Annotated in this window: 19 protein-coding genes; 4 read left to right on the plus strand and 15 right to left on the minus strand. The window is 52.5% G+C overall.

The annotated features are described in order from the left end of the window. Positions 1 to 79 precede the first annotated feature (79 nt). Positions 80 to 763 (minus strand): beta-phosphoglucomutase, encoded by a 684-nt coding sequence (gene pgmB, locus KIS77_21895; protein ID MCW5924989.1) that lies wholly within the window; start codon positions 761 to 763, stop codon positions 80 to 82. Positions 764 to 945: 182 nt separating this feature from the next. Here pgmB and KIS77_21900 point away from each other — a divergent pair, with 182 nt between their 5' ends. Next, positions 946 to 2,316, plus strand: coding sequence for a pentapeptide repeat-containing protein (locus KIS77_21900; GenBank protein ID MCW5924990.1), 1,371 nt, complete (start codon positions 946 to 948; stop codon positions 2,314 to 2,316). A gap of 103 nt (positions 2,317 to 2,419) precedes the next feature. On the opposite strand, the gene KIS77_21905 is transcribed toward KIS77_21900, so the two are convergent. The 10 genes from KIS77_21905 to rpsA all read right to left on the minus strand — a co-directional run bounded on the left by KIS77_21905 (position 2,420) and on the right by rpsA (position 18,623). Further along, positions 2,420 to 2,668, minus strand: a complete 249-nt coding sequence (locus tag KIS77_21905; GenBank protein MCW5924991.1) for a hypothetical protein — start codon at positions 2,666 to 2,668, stop codon at positions 2,420 to 2,422. 55 nt (positions 2,669 to 2,723) lie between these two features. Beyond that, the gene (locus KIS77_21910) at positions 2,724 to 2,957 is read right to left on the minus strand and encodes a DUF433 domain-containing protein (GenBank protein MCW5924992.1); all 234 of its coding nucleotides are present in this window, start codon (positions 2,955 to 2,957) and stop codon (positions 2,724 to 2,726) included. Positions 2,958 to 3,055: 98 nt separating this feature from the next. After that, complete coding sequence (gene polA, locus KIS77_21915; GenBank protein MCW5924993.1) at positions 3,056 to 5,944, minus strand: DNA polymerase I; 2,889 nt, start codon at positions 5,942 to 5,944, stop codon at positions 3,056 to 3,058. 519 nt (positions 5,945 to 6,463) lie between these two features. Next, positions 6,464 to 8,599: an elongation factor G gene (fusA, locus tag KIS77_21920; protein ID MCW5924994.1), complete on the minus strand. Its 2,136-nt coding sequence runs from the start codon at positions 8,597 to 8,599 to the stop codon at positions 6,464 to 6,466. A gap of 362 nt (positions 8,600 to 8,961) precedes the next feature. Continuing rightward, the gene (gene rpsG / locus KIS77_21925; protein MCW5924995.1) at positions 8,962 to 9,429 is read right to left on the minus strand and encodes a 30S ribosomal protein S7; all 468 of its coding nucleotides are present in this window, start codon (positions 9,427 to 9,429) and stop codon (positions 8,962 to 8,964) included. A gap of 110 nt (positions 9,430 to 9,539) precedes the next feature. Beyond that, complete coding sequence (gene rpsL / locus KIS77_21930) at positions 9,540 to 9,914, minus strand: 30S ribosomal protein S12 (protein ID MCW5924996.1); 375 nt, start codon at positions 9,912 to 9,914, stop codon at positions 9,540 to 9,542. Positions 9,915 to 10,116: 202 nt separating this feature from the next. After that, positions 10,117 to 11,562 (minus strand): FHIPEP family type III secretion protein, encoded by a 1,446-nt coding sequence (locus KIS77_21935; protein ID MCW5924997.1) that lies wholly within the window; start codon positions 11,560 to 11,562, stop codon positions 10,117 to 10,119. Further along, positions 11,559 to 14,249 carry a tetratricopeptide repeat protein gene (locus KIS77_21940; protein ID MCW5924998.1) on the minus strand — a complete coding sequence of 897 codons (2,691 nt, stop codon included), beginning with the start codon at positions 14,247 to 14,249 and terminating at the stop codon, positions 11,559 to 11,561. Before KIS77_21940 ends, KIS77_21935 begins: the two co-directional genes overlap by 4 nt. A gap of 14 nt (positions 14,250 to 14,263) precedes the next feature. After that, positions 14,264 to 16,255, minus strand: a complete 1,992-nt coding sequence (locus KIS77_21945) for a TIR domain-containing protein (protein ID MCW5924999.1) — start codon at positions 16,253 to 16,255, stop codon at positions 14,264 to 14,266. 289 nt (positions 16,256 to 16,544) lie between these two features. Then, positions 16,545 to 18,623: a 30S ribosomal protein S1 gene (gene rpsA, locus KIS77_21950; protein MCW5925000.1), complete on the minus strand. Its 2,079-nt coding sequence runs from the start codon at positions 18,621 to 18,623 to the stop codon at positions 16,545 to 16,547. 286 nt (positions 18,624 to 18,909) lie between these two features. On the opposite strand from rpsA, the gene KIS77_21955 reads away from it, so the two are divergent. Continuing rightward, positions 18,910 to 19,227, plus strand: a complete 318-nt coding sequence (locus tag KIS77_21955; protein MCW5925001.1) for a DUF3467 domain-containing protein — start codon at positions 18,910 to 18,912, stop codon at positions 19,225 to 19,227. A 122-nt stretch (positions 19,228 to 19,349) separates the two neighbouring features. Here KIS77_21955 and KIS77_21960 read toward each other — a convergent pair whose 3' ends face one another. Both KIS77_21960 and radC read right to left on the minus strand, forming a co-directional pair. After that, positions 19,350 to 19,769 (minus strand): hypothetical protein, encoded by a 420-nt coding sequence (locus tag KIS77_21960; GenBank protein ID MCW5925002.1) that lies wholly within the window; start codon positions 19,767 to 19,769, stop codon positions 19,350 to 19,352. A gap of 99 nt (positions 19,770 to 19,868) precedes the next feature. Beyond that, complete coding sequence (radC, locus tag KIS77_21965; protein ID MCW5925003.1) at positions 19,869 to 20,564, minus strand: DNA repair protein RadC; 696 nt, start codon at positions 20,562 to 20,564, stop codon at positions 19,869 to 19,871. A 130-nt stretch (positions 20,565 to 20,694) separates the two neighbouring features. On the opposite strand from radC, the gene KIS77_21970 reads away from it, so the two are divergent. Further along, positions 20,695 to 21,348 (plus strand): PorT family protein, encoded by a 654-nt coding sequence (locus KIS77_21970; GenBank protein MCW5925004.1) that lies wholly within the window; start codon positions 20,695 to 20,697, stop codon positions 21,346 to 21,348. 186 nt (positions 21,349 to 21,534) lie between these two features. Here KIS77_21970 and KIS77_21975 read toward each other — a convergent pair whose 3' ends face one another. Together KIS77_21975 and KIS77_21980 are read right to left on the minus strand one after the other, a co-directional pair. Then, the gene (locus KIS77_21975) at positions 21,535 to 23,334 is read right to left on the minus strand and encodes an acyl-CoA dehydrogenase family protein (GenBank protein ID MCW5925005.1); all 1,800 of its coding nucleotides are present in this window, start codon (positions 23,332 to 23,334) and stop codon (positions 21,535 to 21,537) included. Between the two features lie 205 nt (positions 23,335 to 23,539). Beyond that, positions 23,540 to 24,016 (minus strand): Lrp/AsnC family transcriptional regulator, encoded by a 477-nt coding sequence (locus KIS77_21980; GenBank protein MCW5925006.1) that lies wholly within the window; start codon positions 24,014 to 24,016, stop codon positions 23,540 to 23,542. A gap of 136 nt (positions 24,017 to 24,152) precedes the next feature. Between KIS77_21980 and KIS77_21985 the strand changes: the two genes are divergently transcribed. Beyond that, complete coding sequence (locus KIS77_21985) at positions 24,153 to 25,454, plus strand: cystathionine gamma-synthase family protein (protein MCW5925007.1); 1,302 nt, start codon at positions 24,153 to 24,155, stop codon at positions 25,452 to 25,454. Positions 25,455 to 25,626: the final 172 nt, after the last annotated feature.

The following is a 25,626-nucleotide window of genomic DNA, read 5'->3' on the forward strand; positions in this document are numbered from 1 at the left end:
GGGGATGCCCGTGATTGATTTGCATGGTTTTTCGAGGGTTGCGAGTGTGCTCGTTCAAAACCAATTTGCGTTGGCTATATCAGGCGACGGTTGTGCCTGAAAGTTGAGTCAACAGACTGTTCAACGTCAAATTTTCAAAACCGGGTATCACCAAATGTGCTTTGGGAAGATACTCTGGCTGGCCAATACCCACGACGGTGAAACCACCTGCCACGCCTGCCCAAACACCCAACGCCGCATCCTCAAACACCACACATTCCGCGGGACGCAAGCCAAGCCCCTGCGCAGCCAGCAGAAACGACTCCGGGTCGGGCTTCACCTTGCGGGTGCTGTAGCCATCAATAATCACATCAAAATAAGGCTCAAGATGGGTGGAGCGCAACACCGACCGCGCGCTGCGCGAGGCCGACGATAGCGCCATTTGAAGCCCTGCCTCTCGCACTTGCCGCAGAAACAACAGTGCGCCGGGCAGCACATCCGATGGCTTCAGATTGGAGATGAGCTCGACGTACCAGTTGTTCTTCACGTCCGACCAGTGCAACTTTTCTGCCTCGGTCATATACACATCGCCCCATTCGAGGATTTTTTCGAGGCTCGCCAAGCGGCTCAGCCCCCGCAGTTCCTCGTGTTGCTCTATCGAAAAATCAAACCCCAGCTGATTGGCCAGCCTTTTCCACGCCGTGTAATGGTGTTTTGCCGTGTCAACGATGACACCGTCCAAGTTGAAAATACAGCCCTTTATTTGCTCCGAGAAACCTGCCATGAGCGAACTCCGATTAGGGCGGCGAAGTTATTGTAAATCCAACGGAAAGGAAGGAAAAACGATGTCTTGTTCCGCATTTAGCCAGCCGGGTTGTTGGCAGCATGGCGGCTTATCGCGCATTTTTTCATTCAAAAAACCACGATGAACTTGTGTACGTTTGCTGCGCAAACTGCCTCATGCACATGGCTTCCGAAAAGAAAAAAAAGGACGAATCTTACACGAAAAGAATTGACGCGCTGGCCCGCGTCATTATCGCCTTGCTAGTGGGCATGATTATCGGGGTAGTGGTGTCGCAAGTAGGCATGGAAGCGCTTCAAAACGAGATTCACCATGTCGTGTTCTTCTTTTTGTGGCTTATCATCATCACGGGGCTATTCGCGCTTTGGGTTGTTCAAAACAAAGAGAGGCTGTTGAAAAAACTGTTTGGCGTGTCCGACACGGATTTGAGCGAGCTCAACAAAACGGGGCAATCGCTGCTCTTCAGCGTGGTGGAGAAAGAGTACGACCAAGCACGACGCGACCTGAGCCTGCTGTTTCGCAAAATAACGGCTTGGTACTCCTGGATGAATTTCCGCCGATGGGTAGTGGTCGCGTTTCAGACGCTCATGGTGGGCTTGGCGGGTGTGTTGGGCACCTTGTTGCTCTATAACCAGAACAAACTGCTGAACCAACAAAACCAGTTGCTCAACCAACAAAACCTCCGCCTCGACCAGCAAACTTACCTCCAAGAAGCCGAACGGCGCAGTTCGTTCATCTTCTTGATGGGCAATATCTTGGATGCCGTTGACAGCGAACTCAAAGATGACGTGGGCGTGCAGGGCGTGCGCGACATCTCGCCTCAACTGATTGGGCGCATCATTGCATTGAGCCACTCGCTTCGCCCCTACCGATACCTCGGCACCGACTCGCTGGTGGGGCGCGAGCTCAGCCCCGAACGCGGCTATCTCTTGCTTTCCATCGTGAGCAGCGAGATTGACAAAAGAAGCCTGCGACGGGTGTACCAATCTGCCGATTTTTCGTTTGCCGACCTCAAAAAAGCGGTCTTGTCCGGTGAATATCTTGCAGGCATCAACCTAACAGGGGCCGACTTGGAGGGCGCTCGCCTCGACGATACCGACCTGAGCAACGCCAACCTGAGCGACGCGGAGATGAACGATGCCATTCTTGTCCACGCCAATTTGCGCGACGCGCGCCTCCGCAACACGACCCTGCGCAAAGCTTACTTGGAATCAGCCAACCTCTCCAGTACCAATCTATCCGGCGCCGACCTCCGCCGCGCCAATCTTTCCTCCGCCAATCTCAGCAAGGCCCGGCTGAGCGGCACCAACCTCAGCGGCGCCAATCTGAGCCATACGATATTCGCAAAAGCCGCCTTCGACCAAGCACTTTTCGACAGCACGATTGTGGCCGAATACACTTGGCTCGACTCGCTCAGTCGCATGGGAGCCGACACCCTGCGCGGCACAAGGCACTTGGTTTCCAACTACTACATGGACTCGGTGGAGACGAATCTAGGGTGGTTCTACTTATTGCGGAGAAAAGAAGGGCAGTGAGGGGGGGCTGTTGTTTTTCAGGGGTGCTGTCTGCCTGAGTGCCGCCAGCCAGTTCTCCCCCGTGCCCATTTCCACCAAAATCGGCGCTTTCAGGTTGGAAAAATCAAGAGATGGTATAAGTTCTACCTTTCTGGAAACCAGAAAATTGATTCAAAAAATTGGGAACAAGCGGCAAAAGGTATTTGATGTTGCTTTTGAACACATCAAAGACCACCAATGTCAGGTTGCACTTGCTGATGTTTTGCTGATAATCAATGTTTTTGTCAATCGTCAGTAGAATATCGAATCCCATCTGTTCGGCAGCCGCCAGCAGTTTGCCGTTTTTAAATCCTGACAAACCTGTCTCCGTCACCGTTTGCACCTCAAGGCCGGACAGGTGTTTTTACAACTTGCGGGTGACGCACTCGTCAAGCAAAATCTTCATGAAGGATTTCGGCAGAAGAAGTGATGAGTTTTTGCGACAGCGTCAATACCCGTTCTACTTGTTCGCGGGTCACGGAGGGGAAATCCTGCAAAAACTCTTCGACGGTTTCGCCTTCTTCCAAGTAGTCGAAAAGGTTTTTTAATGGCACCCGTGTGCCCCAAAAGACTGGTGTGCCGCCGAGGATTTCTTTGTCAACGTTGATGACTTTGTGTGCCATGGCCTGATGTAAGTTTCCCCAAAAGTAAGATAAAAACAAATACCGCCAACTTTCAGTTGGCGAACCGCTCGCACCTCGCCAACCGAAAGTTGGTGGCACTAATGCGCCTCCAGCCAGTTCTCCCCCGTGCCCATTTCCACCAAAATCGGCACTTTCAGGTTCGGGAGCGCCGTCTGCATCTCGTGTTGGATAATCGGTTTCAGGCGTTCCAGTTCGTCGCGGCGGACATCGAACACCAACTCGTCGTGGACTTGCAGAATCATATGTGACTTGAACTTGCCCTCGCGCATCGCCTTCCAAATGTTCACCATCGCCACCTTAATCAAATCCGCTGCCGTGCCCTGAATGGGCGTGTTGATGGCGATGCGTTCGCTCATGGAGCGCATCATGCCGTTGCCCGAATTGATGTCGCGCAGGTAGCGGCGGCGGCCCAGCAGCGTCTCGACATAGCCGTGTTTGCGGGCGAAATCCACGATGTCGGTCATGTAGTTTTTCAGCCCTTTGTATTGGCGGAAATAATTTTCAATCAACTCTTTGGCCTCCGTGCGCTTGATGCCGAGTTGGTTCGAGAGATTGCTCGCGCCCGCACCGTAGATGATGCTGAAGTTCACGGTTTTTGCGGCGCGACGCTGTTCGGGCGTGACTTTGTCGAGCGGCACGCTGAACACCCCGGCGGCGGTGGCGAGGTGAATGTCGAGACCTTTTTGGAAGGCATCGAGCATGGCTGCGTCTTGGCTGATTTCAGCAATGAGCCGCAGTTCGATTTGCGAATAGTCTGCCGAAAGCAGGATGTGGTCTTTATCGCGGGGGATGAACGCCTCGCGCACCTTGCGCCCTTCGGGGGTTTTGATGGGAATGTTTTGCAGGTTGGGGTTTTGGCTGCTGAGTCGCCCCGTCGCTGCGAGTGCCTGATTGAAAGACGAATGTACGCGCCCCGTGCGCGGATTGATGAGCGCGGGCAAAGCATCCACATAAGTGCTTTTCAGTTTCATCAGACCCCGGTGCGCGAGAATGTCGGTGCAAATCGGGTAAGTGGCGGCCAGTTCGGTCAGCACGTCCTCGTCGGTGCTGTACTGGCCCGACTTCATTTTTTTGCCGGGATAAGGGAGCTTCAGGCGGTCGAACAAGGCTTCGCCGACTTGTTTCGGGCTGGCGATGTTGAAATTGAAACCCGCTTCGGCGAGTATTTTCTTTTCCAAATCAACGATTTGCACCGCGAGTTCGCCGGAATACTCTTTCAAAAAATCGGGAGCAATGCGCACGCCCGCAAATTCCAAATCGGCCAGCACTTTCACCAACGGCGTTTCCACCTCGCGAAACAATTTCACCAAACTCTCGCCGCCCGCCTCCAATTTGGGTTTCAAATACTCGTAAAGTTGGTAGGTAATATCGGCGTCCTCTGCCGCATAATCTTTGATTTTTTCAATCGGCACGTCGCGCATGGTGCCTTGTTTGCCGCCCGTTTTTTTGCCAATGAGTTCCTCGATTTTGATGGACGAATAGTTCAGGTAAGTTTCCGCCATGTAGTTCATGTTGTGGCGGAGTTCGGGTTCGAGCAGGTAGTGGGCGAGCATGGTGTCCCAGAACGTGCCGCGCAGTTCGCAGTCGTAGTTTTTCAGGACGATGGCATCGTATTTCAGGTTCTGTCCGATTTTCACAATGTTTTCATTTTCAAAAATTTGTCTGAACTCTTCGACGATTTTTTGAGCCTCTTCGCGGTCGGCGGGAATCGGGACATACCAAGCCTCGTGGGCTTTCAGGGCAAAGGAAAAGCCCACCAAATCTGCCTGCGTCGGCTCGATGGCGGTGGTTTCGGAATCGTAACAGATGGCGGGAGCGACCCTTAACAGGGTGACAAGTTTTGTTCTGCTTTCAGGTGTGTCTGCGAGGTGATACTCGTGCGGAACGTTCTCGATATTCTTGTCGGCGACGCGGTGCGCTGCGCCGCCACGCTCGACGATTCCGCCGGTGGCGACGGGCTGGGCGGCAGGGTCGTCGCCGAAAAGACTGCCTTGTATGCTGCCGTCCGAGTTGGCAGTTTTGGCCGCCGACTTCGCAGCCGTTTTTGCTCCTTTTTCAGCAACTGAAGTCTCCGACGCGGGCGGGCTTGCCCACGGACTTTTCAAAATCGCATCAGCCAAAGTCCTGAACTCCAATTCTTTGAAAATCTGGATGAGTTCCTCGCGGTTGAAGGGTTCGATTTCAAAGGTCTTGTCGTCGAACTGAATGGGCGCGTTGGTGTCAATCGTGGCGAGCCATTTGGAGAGGATGGCTTTGTCGCCGTGCGTTTTCACGATTTCCTGCTGTTTGCCTTTAAGTTTGTCGGCGTTGGCGAGCAGATTTTCCACCGTGTCGAACTCGTCGAGCAGTTTGGCGGCGGTTTTTTCGCCGATGCCGGGCAGGCCGGGGATGTTGTCCACCGAGTCGCCCATGAGGCCGAGCATATCAATCACCTGCTCCACGCGCTTGATGCCCCAGCGTTCGCAGACCTCTTTTTTGCCCCAGATTTCCGCCGCGTCGCCGCCTTTTCCGGGTTTGTAGAGGAAAATTTTGTCGTCCACCAACTGCCCGAAATCCTTGTCGGGCGTGACCATAAACACCTCGTAACCATCTTTTTCCGCCTGTTTTGCCAAGGTGCCAATCACGTCGTCGGCCTCGTAGTTGGGCACGCTGACGACGGGCAGGTTCATGGCGCGCACGATGCGTTCCACCCAAGGGATGCCGAACGAGATGTCCTCCGGCTGCGCCTCGCGGTTGGCTTTGTAGGGCTCGTATTTTTCGTGGCGGAAGGTGCCGCCTTTGGGGTCGAACACGACGGCGACGTGGGTGGGTTTTTCTGACTGCATCATGTCCCACAATGTGCGCATAAAACCCTGAATGGCAGAGACGTTCCAACCTTTGGAGTTGATGAGCGGGCGGGTGATGAACGCGAAATGCGCGCGGTAGATGAGGGCGTGCCCGTCGAGGAGGAAGAGTTTTTTCGTCATAGCAAAGGGAGTAATTAGGGGTAATTGGAGTAATTAAAAGTCATTCTTGAAATGTGCGGCAAGGTAGGGTGAAAGACTATTTTTTGTTTTAAAAAAACCTTCTCCACAGTGTTGTCGTTCCTCACTTCGTTCGGAATGACAGCCTCAGGAAGAATGCCTCACAAAATAATCCCGCATGATACTGTGTCGGAAACGCCAAGCAGACCCTGGCATTATGACTTGTTGCATGGTTTTTATACCTTGATTCGCTAGGATTTGTTAGATGAACATGATTGATGTTCTTGATTTTGAACAGATTGCGATTGCAGCCATGCCCAAAACCTAACGACGCGAAGTATATTTTGACGCAAAAACAAGGTTTTAAAATCTCTTTCGCCACTCACAGCGAGACGGAAAATGTATGCCCCACACTGACCATAAAGCAAAGACCCGGCAGCATCGCGCTGGCCGGGTCTTGTATTTCCAAAAAGGCTGTACGACAACCTTCTAACGTTCAAACGAGTGACCTTCTAATCTCTTTTATGCCTTCACCGTCCCTTTGGCCTTCTCGATGACGGCCTTAGCCACGTTTTCGGGCGCTGCGGCATAGTGGCTGAATTCCATGGTCGAAGAGGCACGGCCAGAGGTCAGCGTACGAAGCGAGGTCACATAGCCAAACATCTCGGCCAAAGGAACCTCTGCTTGTATGGCGACCGCGCCGCCCATGCGGGTCTCTTGGCCTTTGGGCAAACCACGACGGCGGTTGAGGTCGCCGATGACCGGGCCAACGTACTCTTCCGGTGTGATGACTTCGAGCTTCATGATAGGCTCCATGATTTGCGGCTTGGTAGCCGGAGCTGCGGCACGGAACCCTTCTTTGGCGCACAACTCGAACGCAATCGGCTTGGAGTCAACCGCGTGCATGGAGCCATCGGTCACTTTCACCTTCATTGAGTCAATGTTGTAGCCTGCCAGAATGCCGTTGTTCATCATCTGAGTGAAACCATCGGTAATCGGCTTGATGTAGTTTTTGTCAATCGCGCCACCCACGATAGCCCATTCAAACTGCAATTTCTTCTTGCCGCTCTTGAAGTCGTCGCTTTGCAGGAACTCCTCATCGGCAGGGCCAAGCGTGAATTCCATGTCGGCGAAAAGACCTGCACCACCCGTTTGCTTTTTCAGGCGCTCGCGATGTGTGGTCGTTTTGGTGAGCGCCTCCTTGTAGTTTACTTGTGGAGCACCTTGATTGCATTCCACTTTGAACTCGCGGCGGAGGCGGTCAACAATGATTTCGAGGTGCAGCTCGCCCATGCCGGAAATGACCGTTTGGTTGGTTTCCTCATCGTAGCGAACGCGGAAGGTGGGGTCTTCCTCGGCAAGTTTGTTGAGCGCCATGCCCAATTTGTCGAGGTCTTTTTGCGTCTTGGGTTCCACTGCCAACCCAATCACCGGCTCTGGGAACACCATACTTTCCAGCACAATCGGGTGCGCCACGTCGCAGAGTGTGTCGCCCGTGCGGATGTCCTTGAAGCCTACCGCTGCCGCGATGTCGCCCGCTTCCACAGTGTCAATCGGGTTTTGCTTGTTGGCGTGCATCTGGTAAAGTCGGCTGATGCGCTCTTTTTCGCCCGAACGAGTGTTCAGCACGTAAGAGCCTGCATCCAGCTTGCCCGAATAAACCCGAATGAAGCACAGACGCCCCACAAACGGGTCGGTGGCAATTTTGAAAGCCAACGCCGTGAAGGGGTCGCTCACGGTAGGCTTGCGCTCCACTTCTTTGTCTGTTTTCGGGTCGGTGCCTTTCACCGCCTCGATATCAATCGGAGAAGGAAGGTAGTAGCAAACGGCATCCAAGCAGGCTTGCACACCTTTGTTTTTGAATGCCGAGCCACACATGACGGGGGTCATTTTCAAGTCGCACACAGCCGCTCGCACGGCAGCACGCATTTCCTCCACGGTGATGCTATCGGGGTCGTCGAAGAATTTTTCCATGAGCGTGTCGTCGTAGGAGGCAATTTCTTCGATGAGCGCCTGCCGCTGTTCGTGCACCGTGTCTTTCAAATCGTCGGGAATCGGGACGACGTTGTAGGTCATGCCTTGGTCGGCTTCGTTCCAGATAATCGCTTGATTCGTCACCAAATCAACCACGCCTTTGAAATTGTGCTCCGAGCCGATGGGCACTTGCAGCGGAATGGCATTGGCGCCGAGCTTGGCCTTCATGTCTTTCACTACCATCATGAAGTCGGAGCCAGCGCGGTCCATTTTATTGACGAAACCGATGCGTGGCACTTTATAGTTGTCGGCCAGACGCCAGTTGGTTTCCGATTGAGGCTCCACGCCGTCCACGGCAGAGAAAAGGAACACCAGCCCGTCAAGTACCCGCAGCGAGCGGTTCACTTCCACCGTGAAATCCACGTGGCCGGGGGTGTCAATGATGTTCATGTCATATTTCTGCTCTTCTACCGTCCAAGCGCATTTGGTGGCGGCGGAAGTAATGGTGATGCCTCGTTCCTGCTCCTGCTCCATCCAGTCCATGGTAGCAGCGCCTTCGTGCACTTCACCGATTTTGTGCGTGACACCGGTATAAAAAAGAGTACGCTCCGTAAATGTCGTTTTGCCAGCGTCAATGTGCGCGGCGATACCGATATTGCGGGTGAACCGGAGGTCCTTTGCCATGATTTGAGTGTAATTGAGAGTGAATGAATGAATTTTAGTGCTATGAGACGCAGCTTCAAAACAAAGTATCGCAATTGGCGAAAAAATATCTGGCTGCTAATGGTTTATTTGGCAAAATGGGGTTTGGCTTTTTTATTGTTTTGAAAAACAAACGAGGGGCAAAGCAAAGGCTGTCTCTTTAAAAGCCAATACCGCCGGAAAAGAGCATCTCATAAATCATTCGGGAGCCGTGAAAGTCATTTTTTTAATTTGGCACACCATGTCTCATGTGGCTTTCAAATTACAGCAAATGACTCTTGACGACCTTCAACGACTTATGATACACCCTCTTTCGACGGTAGGAATTTGACCACGAGGGGTCATTAAGCTCTGAAATGTGCAAAAGCGCGGTTCGCTTCCGCCATTTTGTGTGTGTCTTCACGCTTCTTGACGGCGCTGCCCTCACCTTTTGCGGCGGCCATGATTTCGGCAGCCAATTTTTCGGCCATGCCTTTGCCGCTGCGGGCGCGGGCATATCGAATCATCCATTTCATGCCAATGGATACCTTGCGGTTGGCCGGGAGCTCCGTCGGAATCTGGAAAGTGGCGCCCCCGATACGACGGCTGCGCACCTCTACTTGGGGCATCACGTTGTTCAGGGCTTTCTTCCAGACTTGCAACTCGTCCTCGTTGGTGCGGCTTTTCACGATGTCGAGCGCATCGTAGAAAATGCCAAAAGCAACGCTCTTCTTGCCCTCCCACATCAGGTTGTTGACAAAACGTGTCACAAGCGTGTCGTTGTAACGTGGGTCAGGGGACAATACTCGAGGTTTCGGTTTGTGCTTGCGCATTTTTTAATTTATTGTTGATTTGTGGATGTGCTGATTTGGCGATTTGAAGCTTTGCTGAGCATTGACTTTTCAATCAACGCATCAACAAATCACCCAATCAACAACAAGATTTATTTCTTCGGACGCTTGGTGCCGTAGCGGCTGCGGCTTTTTTTGCGGTTGTTCACGCCAGCAGTGTCGAGCGCGCCGCGAACGATGGTGTAGCGCACGCCGGGCAGGTCTTTCACACGACCACCGCGCACGAGCACGATGGAGTGCTCTTGCAGGTTGTGACCTTCTCCGGGGATGTAACAGATGACCTCGATGCCGTTGACAAGACGCACTTTAGCCACTTTGCGCAAAGCCGAATTGGGCTTTTTAGGCGTAGTGGTGTAAACACGGGTGCAAACGCCACGCTTCTGCGGGCTTGCGGCCAACGCACGGCTCTTGCTCTTGTACTCGACTTTCTCGCGGCTCTTGCGCACCAGCTGATTAATGGTAGGCATACCTTAATTTGCTAAAATTTGATGTAACTCGTTCAAAATCAATGAAAAAAACGCTCAAAAAAGAGGGCTTTCCCAAAAGCGAACGCAAAGGTACTTCAAGAGGCGAGAATTTTCCAAACAGGATTTAAGATTTTCCGAAAGAAAATTCGGGGCGCGTGGAATGTCGTTTTGCCAACCATTTTCATGCAAGCCTCCCCCGTGTTCATGCCTCAAGCATCACTTCGAAGCGTGCCACTATTCTCGGCAGGCACTCTTGCAGGCTGAACACGGAGGTTTCTGGAAATTCAAAAGCAATCAAATCGCTGATTCTTTTGCGCCATGCGGCGGCGGTGATGATAGGGCGAATTTTCCCCGCCGGCGTGTGATAGTTTTGCGCAATCTGGGCGCAGACCCGCTCGCGCAATGTTGCCTGTTCCCCGTCATCGAGTTCGTCGAATCGAAGCACCCTTTGGAGCAAGTCGTTTTCGAGGTAAAAACAACTTAGGGTTTGGTGTTCCTCGAAATGCGCAGAAGCCCGATTGATGATGGCATTTTTCAAGTTGACGCGCACCAATTCAGCCCATTCGCTCAGGCTTAGATGTTCCAATCGCTTGTCTGAGTCTATCAGGTGCACTGTCTCGGACAAGGATGGCGCCTCGGACGCGGACAAGCCTTGGCGGTAGGCATCCTGCCCGCCACTGACGAGCACTTCAAGGATACGCACCAAGGGTCTTATGGAGATGCTTTCGACGGCCAGATGGCGCAAAATAGTGGTGATAAAATCCGTGCTGAATCGTGTGCGAGCTAGCGCCAAGAGGTTGGGGTTGGCTGCCTCCAACGAATCGAGCAGAAAGTTGACGCTGCCCCGGTTGAGAAACAACGCCCCATGGCGGGTGAGGAAATTGACAAATTGGAGATTTTCAGTCGCCATGTCGCCAATTGGCCGGGTGGGGAATAGCAGGTCGTTGATTTGGAAAGCCATTTCGTTGGGGGCGAAGTCGGTGCGTTTCTCGCCTCTTATTTTGGGGAATGGAATGCCCTTTATTTTAAAGGCGGCATCCACAAAATAATCGGCGCTTTCCACGAGGCGGTTGAAATCGTGCGGATTGTCGTCGGGGTCAATTTGGCTGGGGTGGGCGTGCATGGCAAACCTCACGGCTTCGAGGTCGCCTATACACGCCTCTGCCCATGCTTCGGGCGTGTTGGTTTCTGAAGGCGAAAATCGCTCAAGATGTTGAAGACCAAACCCTTGAGCAAGCAGTACTTGCACGATGCGCTCTTGGCCGTTGGCATCAAAACGACGGAAAGATGGGTGGGCTTTTTCCGCCACTGCCTCGACCAAATCGGGGGTGATGAGCAGCCTTCGATTGCTCAGTAGGTCGTCGCACAGGGCAACGACTTGTGCCGTCAGGGAGTCGTGAAGGCTGTGAGCGGTGGTGTGGCGCAATCGAGCTATCTTGCCATTGATGGCGACTTCTATTTTTTTGAATGAAGGGGGCTGCTTCTCTCTCACAACGACCACTACTCCCGGCACACCCAAGTGCTGAAACAGCGCGGTGGCATATTGCGACAACTGGCTCCACGCGAGGGGCTGTCCCTCTTCTGCGAGCGGATGTCCCTCTGGCACGCGGATGTTAATCTCGATTCCAATGTTTGAGGTATGACTCATGTCGGCAAGGCTGCTTTTTCGGCATCGGTTAAGTGCAAGATTTCTCCCCGGCTAAAAAAGGTGCCGGGGCTGAGGTCGTTGAGCAAGGTGGCAATTTGGGGATGTTGGGTGGCCACAAAATGCCCAGCGCCGCCCAGCACGAAGTCGTTTTTGGGAAGATATTCGAGAATCTGGAAAAAGGTCGGGTCGCTGGGGCGGATTTGCCAAAGCAACTGACCCGCGATGCTTTTGCCCACACTCGACAGAATTTCTTCCTCTTGCGCGGCGGTCAGATGCAACAAGGTCCGGCTCGAAGCCGTGTTGACGGGCAAATAGGGGAGTATGGAGGGGTGGCTTCTCACGTCTTGGGCAATGGCTTGGATGGACTTTTGCGACTTAAGGCCACTCTCGTATATTTCCTGTATCACATCAATTTGGACAACGGAGATTTTTTGCTTGAGCAACATTCGGATCAATTGGAAAAACCCGGAAGCATAAGTGGCGGATTTCCCAACGAATTTGGCCGAGATTTCCGGCGAATCGTAGTGAATGAAGTCAGCAAGGTTGAGCTGAACGTTTTGCTCAAGCAGGTCTAAGAGGCAATCAAAAGCGTGTTCGGTATGCTTGTCAGAGGTGGTTTCACCAAAGTCCAACCAACCTTGTTGCATCGGGATGCCATCGAGGTCAATGACAAAGTTGGCGCTTTCCACGATGTTCCAATCGGTAGAGAAACGGATGCCGGGCAGGGTGATGCCAAAGGCTTGTTTGAATCTTTCTCGCAGATTTTCAATTTTTTGCAACAAATTGGGCGCGAGATTGCCCTCCTGCACGAACCACTCTGTTAGGTTGTCGCGGAATCGCACCCGGATGGAAAAGGTGTTGGCCGAGCGCTCGTCGGGCAACACTCCGAAATGCCGCAATGAGACGAGCTTGCGCTCCAAGCGGCTGGCTTGCTGGCGGTACTGTTCGTTGGAAGGCTCGAGGCGGGCAGCTTGCTGCGCATGGTGCAGCGCCTCACGCAGGCCTTCAAGGGTCGCCGATGTTTCGGAGAGTTTGTCCAATGCTCCCGTCAAGTTGTCGTGATAGACGGCGAGGCTCGCGTCAGCGGCTATGGCTTGGCGATAATGCTCGGCGGCATTTTGGTAATCCGCGAAATAATAATGGATATTCCCAACACGATTGTGGAAGCTGGCTTTGTATGAGTCTCCTTTGACGGCTCGTATTCGGCGCAATACTTCTACGGCTGGCTCCATGCCCGTTCCTTCGCTGTAGCCTTTGTCGCGTAGGGTATCGGAAAGGTCGTGGAGGGTGTTGAGCGCAAAATCGAACTGTGGGTCGAGTTCAAGTGCTTCCAAACAAGAGGCCATCCCTTTCTCAAAATCACCCATAGCGATATACATCTCGCCCGCCTTCACCCTAAGGGTGCGTGCGAACATGGGGCAGTGCGGCAGCGCCTTATCATACCATCCGGCTGCTTCGGCATATTGTGCTTGCTCGGCACACAAAGCGGCCAAGTTCCAGTATCCGTCCACCGCTTGGGGGGCAAGGCCAAGTGCTTTTTTGAAAAGTTCGGTTGCCTCGTCGTATCGTTTTTCTTGCTGTCGCAAATAGCCGAGCGCGACAATTGGCTCCAATCGCGATGGGTCGCCTTCGTGCAATTGCTGAAAACAGTTATAGGCAGCCTCGGCATCCCCTCCTGCCTGATAGGCATAGCCCGCCTCAAGCATGTTGCTTGCTTCATTGTCCGGGTCGGCTTTGTCGGCCAATGCGCGGACTTTATCTATCTCCTGTTTGTGCGCTGCGAATAGTGTTTCGTCTTTGCCCCAAAGCGCCATCTTGTTGCGGTAGCCCCCGGAGTTGCCGGGGTTTGCCGCGATAGCGTCCTCGAAACAACGAGCGGCTTCGTCCCAGTTTTTTTCTTCCAAAAAACTGCGCCCTAAGGCAATGTAGGCCTCTGGGTCTTTGGGGTGCAAGGTCAAATGTGTGCGCAACAACGCTCTCGATGACTCGTAATGCCCCAGTATGCGCTCCAAATCGGCGCGGCAAATGGCCAAATAGGACAGTCTTGGGAATAATTTTGCCGCTTGCTCAAGGTCGTGTTCCGCGTCTGGGATGGTGTTGTAGTACATCTGGATGGAACCACAAACAGACCACAAGTGCGCCCGTAGGGAAGGTGTGAGCGTCGAGTGTTGGGCGAGTTTGCGTAGGAAAGGATATGCCTCGGGCCAACGTGCGTGTTCGGCATGGCGGCCATTTTCCCTAAATCGGCCCAACTCTGCGGATTTGCCTTCAAACCAGTGTTTCTTTTGCTCTGGCACCGTCCCGGCAGCCGCTTCTGCCCACCACCATGCGAGCTGTGTGCGCCAATGTGCGAGCGCCTCGACGTAGCGCGTGAGAAATAATGTCCAGGCTGCTTCTTCCGACTGTTGTAGCGCCTGTTCCATCTCCGCTATCCAAGCCTGTTTTAGCCAACCGATGAAATCCTTGCGGAGTTGGAGCAGGGGCGCTTCGGCTCTTGTGTCGCTGTTGCCCCCGACGATGGTGTCGAGCGCAGCACGCGCTGCCAAGGTGTCTCCCTCTTTCTTCAAGTCTCGCCGCAAGGGTTCGAGCGTGGCGGCTAACGGTTGCATATCTGCTCCCTGCATGGCAGCGGCGTGATAGGCGTCGGCAAAAATCTTGTTTTGCTTGTCGGAAAGCTCGGGTTTCATCACTCAGAGTGTTTTTATCGCGGCAAGCCCGGCTCGGCGCGACGGCTCTCTTGCGGGCTGTGGGTGGTGCGGTCGGTCATGGTGCTGGGGCCGGTGGGTTTGGTAATCGGGGTGCCTTCTGTTTTGGCGGATGGTACAAGTTGTCTCACTTCGTCGGGCACGACCATTTGGGCTGTCTCATACCCGCAGTTGAGGCAACGTTTTTCCGAAAGGTTGGCAACGGCTTTTTGGCAATTGGGACAAAACCAAAGCGGGCCGGCATCACATTTTTTGCAAAATGTCCAAGCACAACGCCCTCCCTTGACGGGCAGAAGTTGCTTGCACTGAATGAGTGGGTCGCTGTGATTGGGGCACTCCCAAAACACAAAACTATCCTCATTGGTGGCTGCGGCAGCGGCTGGTTTGGCCACTTCCAGTTTTAGGGTGGCCCGCGAGAAGGAGGCCGAAATGCCGTACATGCGCAAGCGGTTGGCACTTTTTGCGGCGGTGTAGCGGGCGGCGTGGGTGACGGCCTCGTCCAAGTCTTCGCCTTTGGCCAACGCGGTGTATAGTTTTTCGGAAAAATCGGCGGCCTCCTCGCTTTTCACGGGTGTCTGTATGGCCAGCACCCCATCCACCGAGGTGACGAGGTGGAGCGCCATGTCGCGCAAGCTGCTACAGGAATCCGGGGGGGCGTGCAAAAAGATGAGGTTGGGTTTTTGCCCGTCTGGGAAGCATTGCACAAATTCGTCGGGGGTGAGCCACTCCTCTTTCTTGGCATGTGCATCACAAAACGCGATATGGCTCACCTCTTTTTCTGTTTTTCCTTTTCCGATGAAATGAACAATGTGGAATGGCTTTTCTTTTTTGATGAAGGCCTCGAAATCTTTTTGGCTTTTGAACTCTTGCGGCCCCGACACTTCAATGTTGGCCCACAATTTTTTATCTTCTTCTTTCAGGGGCTTGGAGCGGCCAAAGACGCTCTGAGCGTCGTCGTCAATGCGCTGAGCGACTTCCTGCACTGCGGGTTTTGAATAGGCGACAAGGATGCGCAACTTGTCTGCTTCCACCTTTTTTTCTTTCCCCACTGACGACAGGCGGCGCGAAAGCACGAGATTTTCTTTTTCGCCGATAAAAAAGCCCTCTTCTTGGCCTTCGGGCAGGGGAAGCCAGAGATACTCCCATGGCAGGCCAGCCAAATCACTGGACTGGTCGTCGAAATGAAGCACGATTTTGAGTGGCTTGACGTCGGCAGGCATCTGAGCCTTGTAGGCTTTCACGAAGGCTTGTTGGGACGCGGGGTCGGCAAAAAGCCGATAAAACAGCGCCTCGCCCAACACGCGGCAGTCTTCTTCTTCCAAGTCGCCTTTGAGCAGGAGGCGTTGAAGTATGGACAGGACTTTTTGCGGCAATCCTCTGGATGACAGGGGGTGTTGCGACACGGTGCCCGATTTGGAGAGCAGCAGACAGCGTTGTTGTTTTTGCCGAACGGCTATGATGAGCGCGTCGGGGTCGAGCTGGCGGAGTTCATTGATTTCTTCAGGCTTGAGGCCCGCAGCGGCGGATTTGGCTGGCTGACTGGTTTTCACGCTGTCGCGCACTTGACGCGCGGCCCATTGCAGGGCGGCCTTCATCTCGTCTTTGTTGCCTTTTTCCTTGATGCGCTCGTTGGCTTTCACCGCTTGAATTTTGGGTAACATATCGTGGTCTTCCCACAGGCAGTCGTCCAAGATGACCGGGATGACCAGTGCAAGTCCCTGTTGTTGTTTGGCTAGGGCGTGTTTTAATTCGACAATGTTTTTATACTCTGAATTGAGAAAATCGGAGCTGACCAGCAAGACGACGACTTCGGCTTTTTCTAGATTGGCCTTGATTTCATTGTCCCAAAATGCGCCGGGCTTGATTTCGCCGTCCTGCCAAAGGCGCCAATGGTTGCTTTGGGCCGCGGGCGAGAACTCTTTGATGAACGCATCTTTGACGGGCGCGTCCTCCTCGGCGTAGGAGATGAAAATGAGCAGGTCGTCCATGTTGTTGAGAGAAAAAAATTCCCTCAAAAGTACAAAAGACTTGCTGCGGTGGAGGTCTTTGGCGAAGGGGAAACCCTTTTTCCGAGTGTCTTCGTTAAATTTTTCGCCGAATATACCCGATTTCGACTGCGAAATTTGCCTTGCCAGTCGAAAAATGCCAATCCCTTTCACTCAAAGCCCTCCACCGCAGCAAGTCAAAAAGGCTTTCAGTATCAATGAAAATCCCCCGCTCCGACTTGCGGAACGAGGGATTTATGTGCAATGGTCGCTGGCTTGAGCGACTTGGTGATTATTTCTCGAGCTGTTCTTTCAACTGTGCGAGCACGGCCAAATCGCCGAGTGTTTCTTTCTCGACTTTTTTCTGCACTTCTGTGATGGCAGCTTGTGCCTCGCCTTCTTCTTTTGCTTTTTCAGCTTTCACGACGGCTTCGGCTTTTTGCTTCAAATCCTCCAAATAGCGCGTGTGCGACACGAGGATGCGGCGGTCGTCTTTGTTGAACTCTATGACTTTCACCGTCACCGTTTCGTTGGCTTCCACCGGGTTGCCGTCTTCTTTCCTGATGTGTTTGGCGGGAGCGAATGCTTCGAGGCCGTGTGGCATCTGGAAAGTAGCGCCCTTGTCGTCGCGCTTGAGCACGGTAGCTTCGTGGTAGGAGCCGACCGGGAAGATGCCTTCGAAGGCATCCCAGGGGTTCTCCTGCGTTTGCTTGTGCCCGAGGCTGATTTGACGTTTCTCTTTGTCAATGTCGAGCACCATCACTTCCATCGGGCTGCCCACTTTGGTGAACTCGCTGGGGTGAGCGTAGCGCTTCGTCCAAGAGAGGTCGCTGATGTGCACCATGCCGCCCACGCCTTCGGAGAGTTCTACGAAGATGCCGTAGTTGGTGATGTTTTTCACCGTGCCGGTGTGCTGGCTGTTGATGGGGAAACGGTTCTCGATTTCGCTCCACGGGTCGGCTGTCAGTTGCTTGATGGACAACGACATCTTGCGGTCGGCGCGGTCAATGGTGACGACGCGGGCTTCCACTTCTTGGTTCATCTTGAAGTATTCCTTCGCATTGATGCTTTGGTTGCCCCAAGATATTTCGCTGATATGGATAAGACCCTCTACGCCGGGCAGGATTTCCACAAATGCGCCGTAGTCTTCGATGTTGACGATTTTGCCTGTGACGACGGAGCCTTCGGTGACATCTGCTGGCAAAACCTCCCACGGGTGCGGGGTGAGTTGCTTGAGGCCGAGGCTGATGCGTTTCTTGTTCTCGTCGAAATCGAGCACCACGACGTTGATACGCTGGTTGAGCTGCAACACCTCGCTGGGATGGCCAATGCGGCCCCAGCTGATGTCAGTGATGTAGAGCAGGCCGTCCACGCCGCCGAGGTCGAGGAAGGCTCCAAAGTCGGTGATGTTTTTCACGATGCCTTCAAGCACCTGACCTTTTTCGAGGCTGCCGAGGATGTGTTCGCGTTGTTCGGCCAAGTCGCTTTCAATCAAGGCTTTGTGGCTCACCACGGCGTTCTTGATTTGCTCATTGACTTTCACCACTTTGAATTCCATCACTTTGCCTACATATTGGTCGTAGTCAATGACGGGCTTGATGTCAATCTGGGAGCCGGGCAAGAAGGTCTCGAGGCCGTTGCAATCCACGATGAGGCCGCCTTTGGTTTTGCTGATGACTGTGCCGCGAATGATGGTTCCGTTCTTGAAGGAGTCCACGATGCTTTCCCAAGCACGGAGGATTTTGGCTTTGCGGCGCGAGAGGCCGAGTTGGCCTTCGCTGTCCTCTTGGCTTTCCACATATACTTCCACGTTGTCGCCGGGGGCGATGCCGGGCATATCGCGAAATTCGCTCAGGGGGATGAGGCCGTCGCTCTTGTAGTTGATGTCGAGCACAACGTCGCCACCACTGATGGCGCTGACGCGGCCTTTGATGATTTCGTTTTCGGCGACGTTGCTGAGGGTCTCGTCATACTGTTTCAAGAGGGCGGCTTTTTCTGCTTCATCGTACGCAAAAGTGCCGCGCTTGTCCATTTTCCAGTTGAAATCGTCGTGGGCACCGCCAGCTGCCACCGTGTCGAAAACAGGAAGTTCGACTTCTTCTTCCTCTTCTTCTTCAGTTGCGATGATTTCTGGCTCGGCCGCCTCCGATGCTTTGGGAGCAGGGGCTTCTTCCTCGATTTCTTCCTCGGCCTCTGCTTCCACGATGGTTTCTTCTGCCTCGTCCGTTGGGGGCGTGGTGGCTGCTTCCACTAATTCGGCAGTTTCTTCCGCAACGGTTTCGGCGGCGGGCGATTCGGCAGCTGTTTCGGCGGACGCTTCTACAGTATTGTCCTGCTCGTTCTGGATTTCTTTTTCTTCGTCGAGTAACATAATTGAAAAACGGTTGATTCTGAGGCTTTTTAAGTGTTTAACCACTTGCCGATTTCACTTCGGGGCGAAACCGTTACCCCTTGCTTTTTTCAAAAGCGGGCGCGAAGGTAACACTATTTCGATTTTAAAAGAAATACCATTCAAAATTGAGTATTGTTGACAAAAGCGGATGTACTTTTTTGAACACCTTTCCTCGACTTTGATTTCTTTACGGTAGTTTTGCAGCCCCTTAAAAAAAACTCGAGGCAATTTGAATCATCACACACCCAAACTTTTTACATTAACAATGGCAGAAAATAAGATTCCGCAACAAGCCGCTATCAATATCGAACTGTCTGAAGAGGTAGCCGAGGGTATTTATTCCAATCTTGCTATCATTTCGCACTCCAACGCTGAATTTGTGGTGGATTTCATTCGCTTGATGCCCAACGTGCCAAAGGCGAAGGTGAAAGCCCGCGTCATTCTGACTCCTCAGCACGCCAAAAGGCTGCTTTTCGCACTGAAAGATAACATTCAAAAATACGAGATGCAGTTTGGCAAAATTGAGGACGTGGACCAGCCAACTCCTCCGATGAACTTTGGCACCCCCACTGCGCAGGCTTGATGAGTTGAAGGGCTTGCCCGGCCAACTCGTTCAACTATACCTCGCGCCGCCAAGTTTTGGGCATGGCTATGGTCGCGGTCTGCTCAAAATCAAGGGCATCAATCATGGCCACTTGATAAATCTTAGCGAATCAAGGTATAATTTTCCCGAAAGTATTGCTGAGTTTGTTCCACGCTGAATGTTTTTGGGCGAACCTCTGGGGTGGTTCCAGATTCGGCATCGAATCGAAAGGTGGTATCGCTTGCCCATTCGATGATGCCGTAGAGTGTTTTGCCAGTGAGTGGCCCGGTTTGAAAGCCACTCAAATCAAGGGTGGCGGGTTTTTGCCGACAGTCGTATTGGTATTGTGCGGGGAAAGTGTCGAACTCGCTACCAAATTTGAATAGCCATAGTGCGTGCCCGTCTGGCTGGAACAGCAAAACCCTGCCTTCCCGTGTAGCCCATCGGCCCGTGAGGTCGCGGCAATCTTTTTTGGGTGTGCAGCAAAATAGGATTAAAGCGCCCCCGCCTAACAGGGCTAAGTGCGTAAAAAGTTGGTTCATGTGTCTGCTGTTTATGCGATGGTGAAATATCCCTAAAGACAACTCTTGCTGGCTTATGTGGCAGCCAATTCTTGAATGGTGATGCCTTCTTGCTGTTGCTCACATTCCTACCTCGTCCGCAAAGCTGTAGTAACCCCGCTCTGACACGATAAGATGGTCGAGCAAGGGTATTTCGAGCAGTTCCCCTGCTTGCTTTAGTTTTTTTGTCAAATCCACGTCTGCCTGACTGGGTTGCAGGTTGCCGGAGGGGTGATTGTGTACTGCAATGAAGTAAGTGGCGCGAGCGTCGAGCGCGGCCTTCAGCACCATCCTCACATCCACTACCGTGCCGCCCATACCACCTGTGCTGAGGCGCTCTCGTCCGAATACTTCATTGGCTCGATTGAGCAGCAATAGCCAGAACTCTTCGTGATGCAAGTCGGTGAGCAACGGCGCGATGGCATGAAAAGCGTCGCGGCTCGAATGTATGCGCGGGCGTTCGCGCAGGTCGGACAACTGACGCCGCCGGCCTATCTCGAGCGCGGCAGCTATGGTGATGGCTTTGGCTTCGCCCACGCCTTTGAATCGCTGCAATTCTTTTATCGAGCGTTTGCCGAGCTCATGCAAATTTTGGTCAACGGAAGCGAGTATGCGCTGTGCCAATGCGACAGCGCTTTCTCCTACCGTGCCGGAGCCGATGAGTATGGCAAGCAATTCGGCATCTGACAAGGCTTGCTTGCCTTTGAGTTGCATTTTCTCTCTGGGGCGGTCTTCTTCGGCCCAGGCGGTGATGGCGCGGTAGTTGTTGGCGGGCATGATTTGTTGCTTTAGCGATTCGTGACAAAAGTCGTTTGTCAAACGCAAATGCCCAAACGATTGGAACAACCAAATTGCATTTCATCACATCAAGTAGGCCAATCGTACTGTTCACACAAAAAATGCTTCCATGAATTACGCTCTTCTGTTGTCATCTGCCTTGTTTTTGTATGCACATTCCTTATCGGGCCAAACTTTTGCGTTGGGCGCTCGCGGTGGGTATTCGTTTACCAACATCCATCTTTCAGAGATAAAGTGGCAGGACGGACTGGTGCCGCCGAACAGCACAGACCCGCTGCACGGCTTTCATGCCGGTTTGGAAGGAAAGATGGATTTCAATCAAAAATGGGCTTTGTTGTTTGGTGTTCAATACAGCCAAAAGGGTTTTGAGTCGCAACTTTTCTGGCCTGCTGGCCCAGCTTCGGCGAGGAATGTTTTTCACTATATCTACCTCCCGGTGGTCGTTGATTTTCAGGTCTGGCGCGGGTTGTCTATTCAGGCAGGCATGGAAGGAGGGCGCTTGCTTGGTGTTCGCGCCATATCGGGAGGCGAAAATGTCAACATCAATAAACTGGGCATTTATAGGGATTTTGATTTTGGCCTCATCGCTGGGTTGGAGTATCGGATTCGCCGCTTTTTCATCGGGGCGCGGCAGAGTTGGGGCATCTATGATTTGTACGGAGATGCCAAGTTTACCGATGAGAATGGCTTCGAATTGGGCGAACTTAAGAGTTTTCATCGCGCGGCGCAGATTTCAGTGGGATATCGCCATCCTTTGCCCTAAAAAAGAAGCAGCTGTCTCGCAAGATTGATAACGGCTGATGAGCGTCTATGAAAGTGCTCCTTTGGATGCCCGCCCGGTGTCGCACCTTCTAGCATCAAAAATCAACCTTTATCAGCCTTTTGAGATAGCTGCTCTTCCAAGTAGGTTTAATAAAACGGTCACAATCCAACGGTCGTCAACAGCCGCTCAAAAACACCAGCCGTTGGCCTGTAGCAATGCTTGGGCCACGAGGCGGCGTTTTTCTTTTACGTTTACCGGGGGGTATTTGGCGAAGCGCTTCACGCCCATTAGGAAGGTTTTGAGCAGGTCGCCTTCGGCAAAGGATGCGATAGCGTCGGTGGCATTTTTGGTCATGCGCGCCGTCGCATCGTGGAAGTAGATTTGCAACATCGCGTCGTACACTTCCTGTGGTTGCTCTTTTTGCATATCGGCCAGTTTTTGCACCCGCAACAACATGGATTCCGCTGTGTAGAGGTCAATGAGCATATCGGCGCAGTTCATCAACAGCTCCTGCTCCTCTTTCAGGTTGAGCTTGCCATCCATCTGCATCTTGGCTGCCCCCCCCGCTGTCATCAAAATTATTTTTCTGAAATCCGCGAGGGCTTTGCGCTCCTCGGCATAGTCGCCCTCTACTTTTTCAAAAGACGGCATCGCCGCAAGTTCTTTCTGAACTGCCCACGCTGGGCCTACGATGTCCAACTGGCCTTTCAATGCGCGTTTGAACAATTGGTCCACCATGAGCATCCGGTTGATTTCGTTGGTGCCTTCATAGATGCGGTTGATGCGGCTGTCGCGGTAGGCACGGGCGGCTGGATATTCTTCGCTGAAGCCGATGCCACCGTGAATCTGCACATTTTCGTCCACGCAGTAATCGGTCACTTCGGAGCCAATGACTTTCAGGATGGAACATTCGATGGCGTATTCCTCCGCTGCCTCCAGGGTGGCTTGGCCGAAGGATTTCCCCTCTGCTTCGGCGGCTGCTTTCTTGTCCTGCATCAGTTGCGAAGTGCGGAAGCCTGCGCTTTCTGCGGCGAAATTGCGCACTGCCATTTCTGCCAGTTTGTGCTGAATGGCACCAAAAGAACCGATTGGCTGACCAAACTGAATGCGTTCGTTGGCATAGCGAGTGGCCATGTTGACGACCTCCTTGTTGCCCCCGATACACATCACGCCGAGTTTGTAGCGGCCAATGTTCAGTGCGTTGAAAGCAATCAAATGGCCTTTGCCGATTTCGCCCAATACATTTTCCGCCGGCACTTTGGCATTCTCAAAAAACACTTGACGAGTAGAGGAACCTTTGATGCCGAGCTTGTCTTCTTCTTCGCCCAAAGTGATGCCCGGCGTGTTGCGCTCCACGATAAATCCGGTGAATTTCTCGCCACCGATTTTTGCGAACACGATGAATATGTCCGCAAAACCAGCATTGGTAATCCACATTTTCTGTCCGTTCAGGATGTAGTGGCTACCATCGGCGCTCAAATCGGCTCGAGTCTTGGCATTGAGCGCATCGGAGCCTGAACCCGGCTCAGTAAGACAGTAGGCTGCTTTGAGCTCTCCGGAGATGAGCCGGGGCAGGTATTTTTCTCTTTGCTCTTCGGTGCCAAAATACAAGATTGGCAACATCCCGATACCTGTGTGCGCCGCGATGGACGTGGAAAAAGAACCACAGGGGCCAAGCACATCGGCTATCACTGTGTTGGTGTTGGTATCGAGTTCCGTGCCGCCGTACTTGGCTGGCATATGAGCGCCGAGCAGACCCAATTCCCCTGCTTTTTCCAGTAAGCGTTCGGTAAGTCCCGGTTCGCGTTTTTCGATTTTCAGGCGGTTGGGCGCAATCTCGTTGTTTAGGAAGTCTGAGGCCATTTGTTTGACCATGAGTTGCTCCTCGTTGAGTTCTTCGGGAATGAACGTGTCCTCCGGGCTGCTCTCTCTGATGAGGAATTCTCCCCCCTTGAGCACATCCGTTTTTTCCAAAATATCGAACATTGTATTAAGACAGGTTGTGAGACAAAATTGGTTAGCGAATTTTCGCCACAAAAATATGAGTTAAGGTCTCAACAATGCAAGGCTGGAAAAAGTTTTTCGAAAGATTTTTTTGAAATTCGTCGAAACGGGCAAAGGATAGCGCAAGGCAGGTCGCTGTTTGCTTGTTTTTCACGGGCAATGCTTTGGTGAGAAATGGGTGAAAGACTTACCGAATCGGCAGCATGGTTGTGTTCTTCACCTCCGTCATTACAAAGTGGCTTTGCACGCGCCCTATATTTTCGAGGGTTGCCAGTTTTTCCTTGATGAATCGTTGGTAGTCGTCCATATCGTTGACCACAACTTTGAGCAAATAATCATACTCGCCCGTGATATGGTGACATTCCAACACCTCTGGCAGGTCTATCACCGCTGCTTCGAATTGCAGCAAAAAATCGCGGTTGTGTTCCTTGAGTGACACCTCGCAAAGAACGAGCATCGCCAATCCGATTTTGCGGCGGTCAAGCAAAGCCGTGTAGCCAGCAATGTAGCCTTCTTTTTCCAGTCTTTTCACGCGCTCAAAAACAGGTGTCGTAGTCAGATTGAGCCGAGCTGCTATTTCCTTGGTGGTCAGAAACGCATCCTCTTGGAGGAGTTGGAGAATAGCGCGGTCCGATGCGTCAATTGTCACAGATTTTTTTTCCATGAAATGGCAATTTAGAAAACAAAAATACACGATAGTTCTTTAAATACGTCAAATTAAAGTTTTTTATTCTTAATTAAATTTATCTATTGGCAAATAATTCCATAAACATGAATTTTGTAACAAAAACTGCCGTGTCATGAAACGAGATTTAAAACCCGAAACCTTAATGATGTCGCATGGCTACCGCTCCGAATGGTCGGAGGGTGCCGTGAAATGTCCCATTTTCCAGACATCAACCTTTGCATTTCGCACTGCCGAAGAGGGCAAGGCTTTTTTTGAAGTCGCATACGGGCTGCGCGAGAAGGGCGCAAAAGAAAAAACCGGCCTCATCTATAGCCGACTGAACAATCCCGACATGGAAATCCTTGAGGAGCGGCTTAAACTGTGGGATGGAGCCGAAGCCTGTGCTGTCTTCGAAAGCGGCATGTCAGCCATCTCAACGGCACTGTTCGAGTTTTTGCGGCCGGGCGATTTGTTGCTCTGCAGCAATCCTTTATATGGGGGCACAAGTCACCTTGTGCATCATGTGCTGACTAAGTTTGGCATTGAGGTGTTAGGTTTCAGCCCCGGCGCAAGTCGTGAAGAATTGTTGCAAATCGTTGAGGCATCAGGCAAAAAAGACCGCCTCGGCATGATATACATCGAAACGCCAGCAAACCCAACGAACGACCTCGTGGACATCTCCGTGTGTCGCTCTGTGGCAAACGTATTTGGTCGCAATGGAAGGCAAGTCTTGGTGGCTGTGGACAATACTTACATGGGGCCGATTTGGCAACATCCGCTACGCCACGGCGCTGACCTCGTTTTATACTCTGCTACAAAATATATTGGTGGACACAGCGATGTCATAGCAGGTGCCTGCCTTGGCCCGACGGAACTAATTGCACGGGTGAAAACGCTGCGTACCTTTTTGGGAAACATGATAGCCCCACATACAGGTTGGTTGCTGTTGAGAAGCCTTGAGACCCTTAAACTTCGAATGGAAAAACAAACTGAAAACGCTCAGGTCATCGCCCGCCGCCTTGTCCGGCACTCAAAAGTGGCCAAAGTGCACTATCTCGGTCTGTTGACACCTGAAGATGGCGAGGCCTACGAAATATATCGGAGGCAGTGCTCGTCGCCGGGGGCAATGGTTTCTTTTGAAGTGAAGGGAGGCGAAAAGGAGGCTTTTTCATTTCTCAACCATCTGAAAATTGTGAAATTGGCCGTAAGCCTTGGCAGTACGGAATCTTTGGCTCAACACCCTGCCACGATGACCCACGCGGGTGTTGGCCATGCCGAGAAAATCGCCTTTGGCATCAGTGACGCGCTCATTCGCCTGTCCGTTGGCGTGGAGCATGTGGAGGACCTGTGGTGGGATTTGGAACAGGCGCTCGACAAAATCCCAGAGCATCGGGAACTGGCACCGGAGGCGATGTTGAGCCCCAATTATGTTTGATTAGAAGCCAACGTTGGATACGATGCCCTGTCCCGGATTGACTGGAATGGGGCTTTTTCTTTCCCCAAATGAAAACGATTTGCGAAATTGTCTTGGTTGACACACCCCGCGTCGCCAAGTTTTGAGCATAGCGAAAAACGCAATCTGCTCAACGTCAGGGAGAACAATTATG

This window comes from Saprospiraceae bacterium (assembly GCA_026129545.1).
Classification (GTDB): Bacteria; Bacteroidota; Bacteroidia; order Chitinophagales; family Saprospiraceae; genus M3007.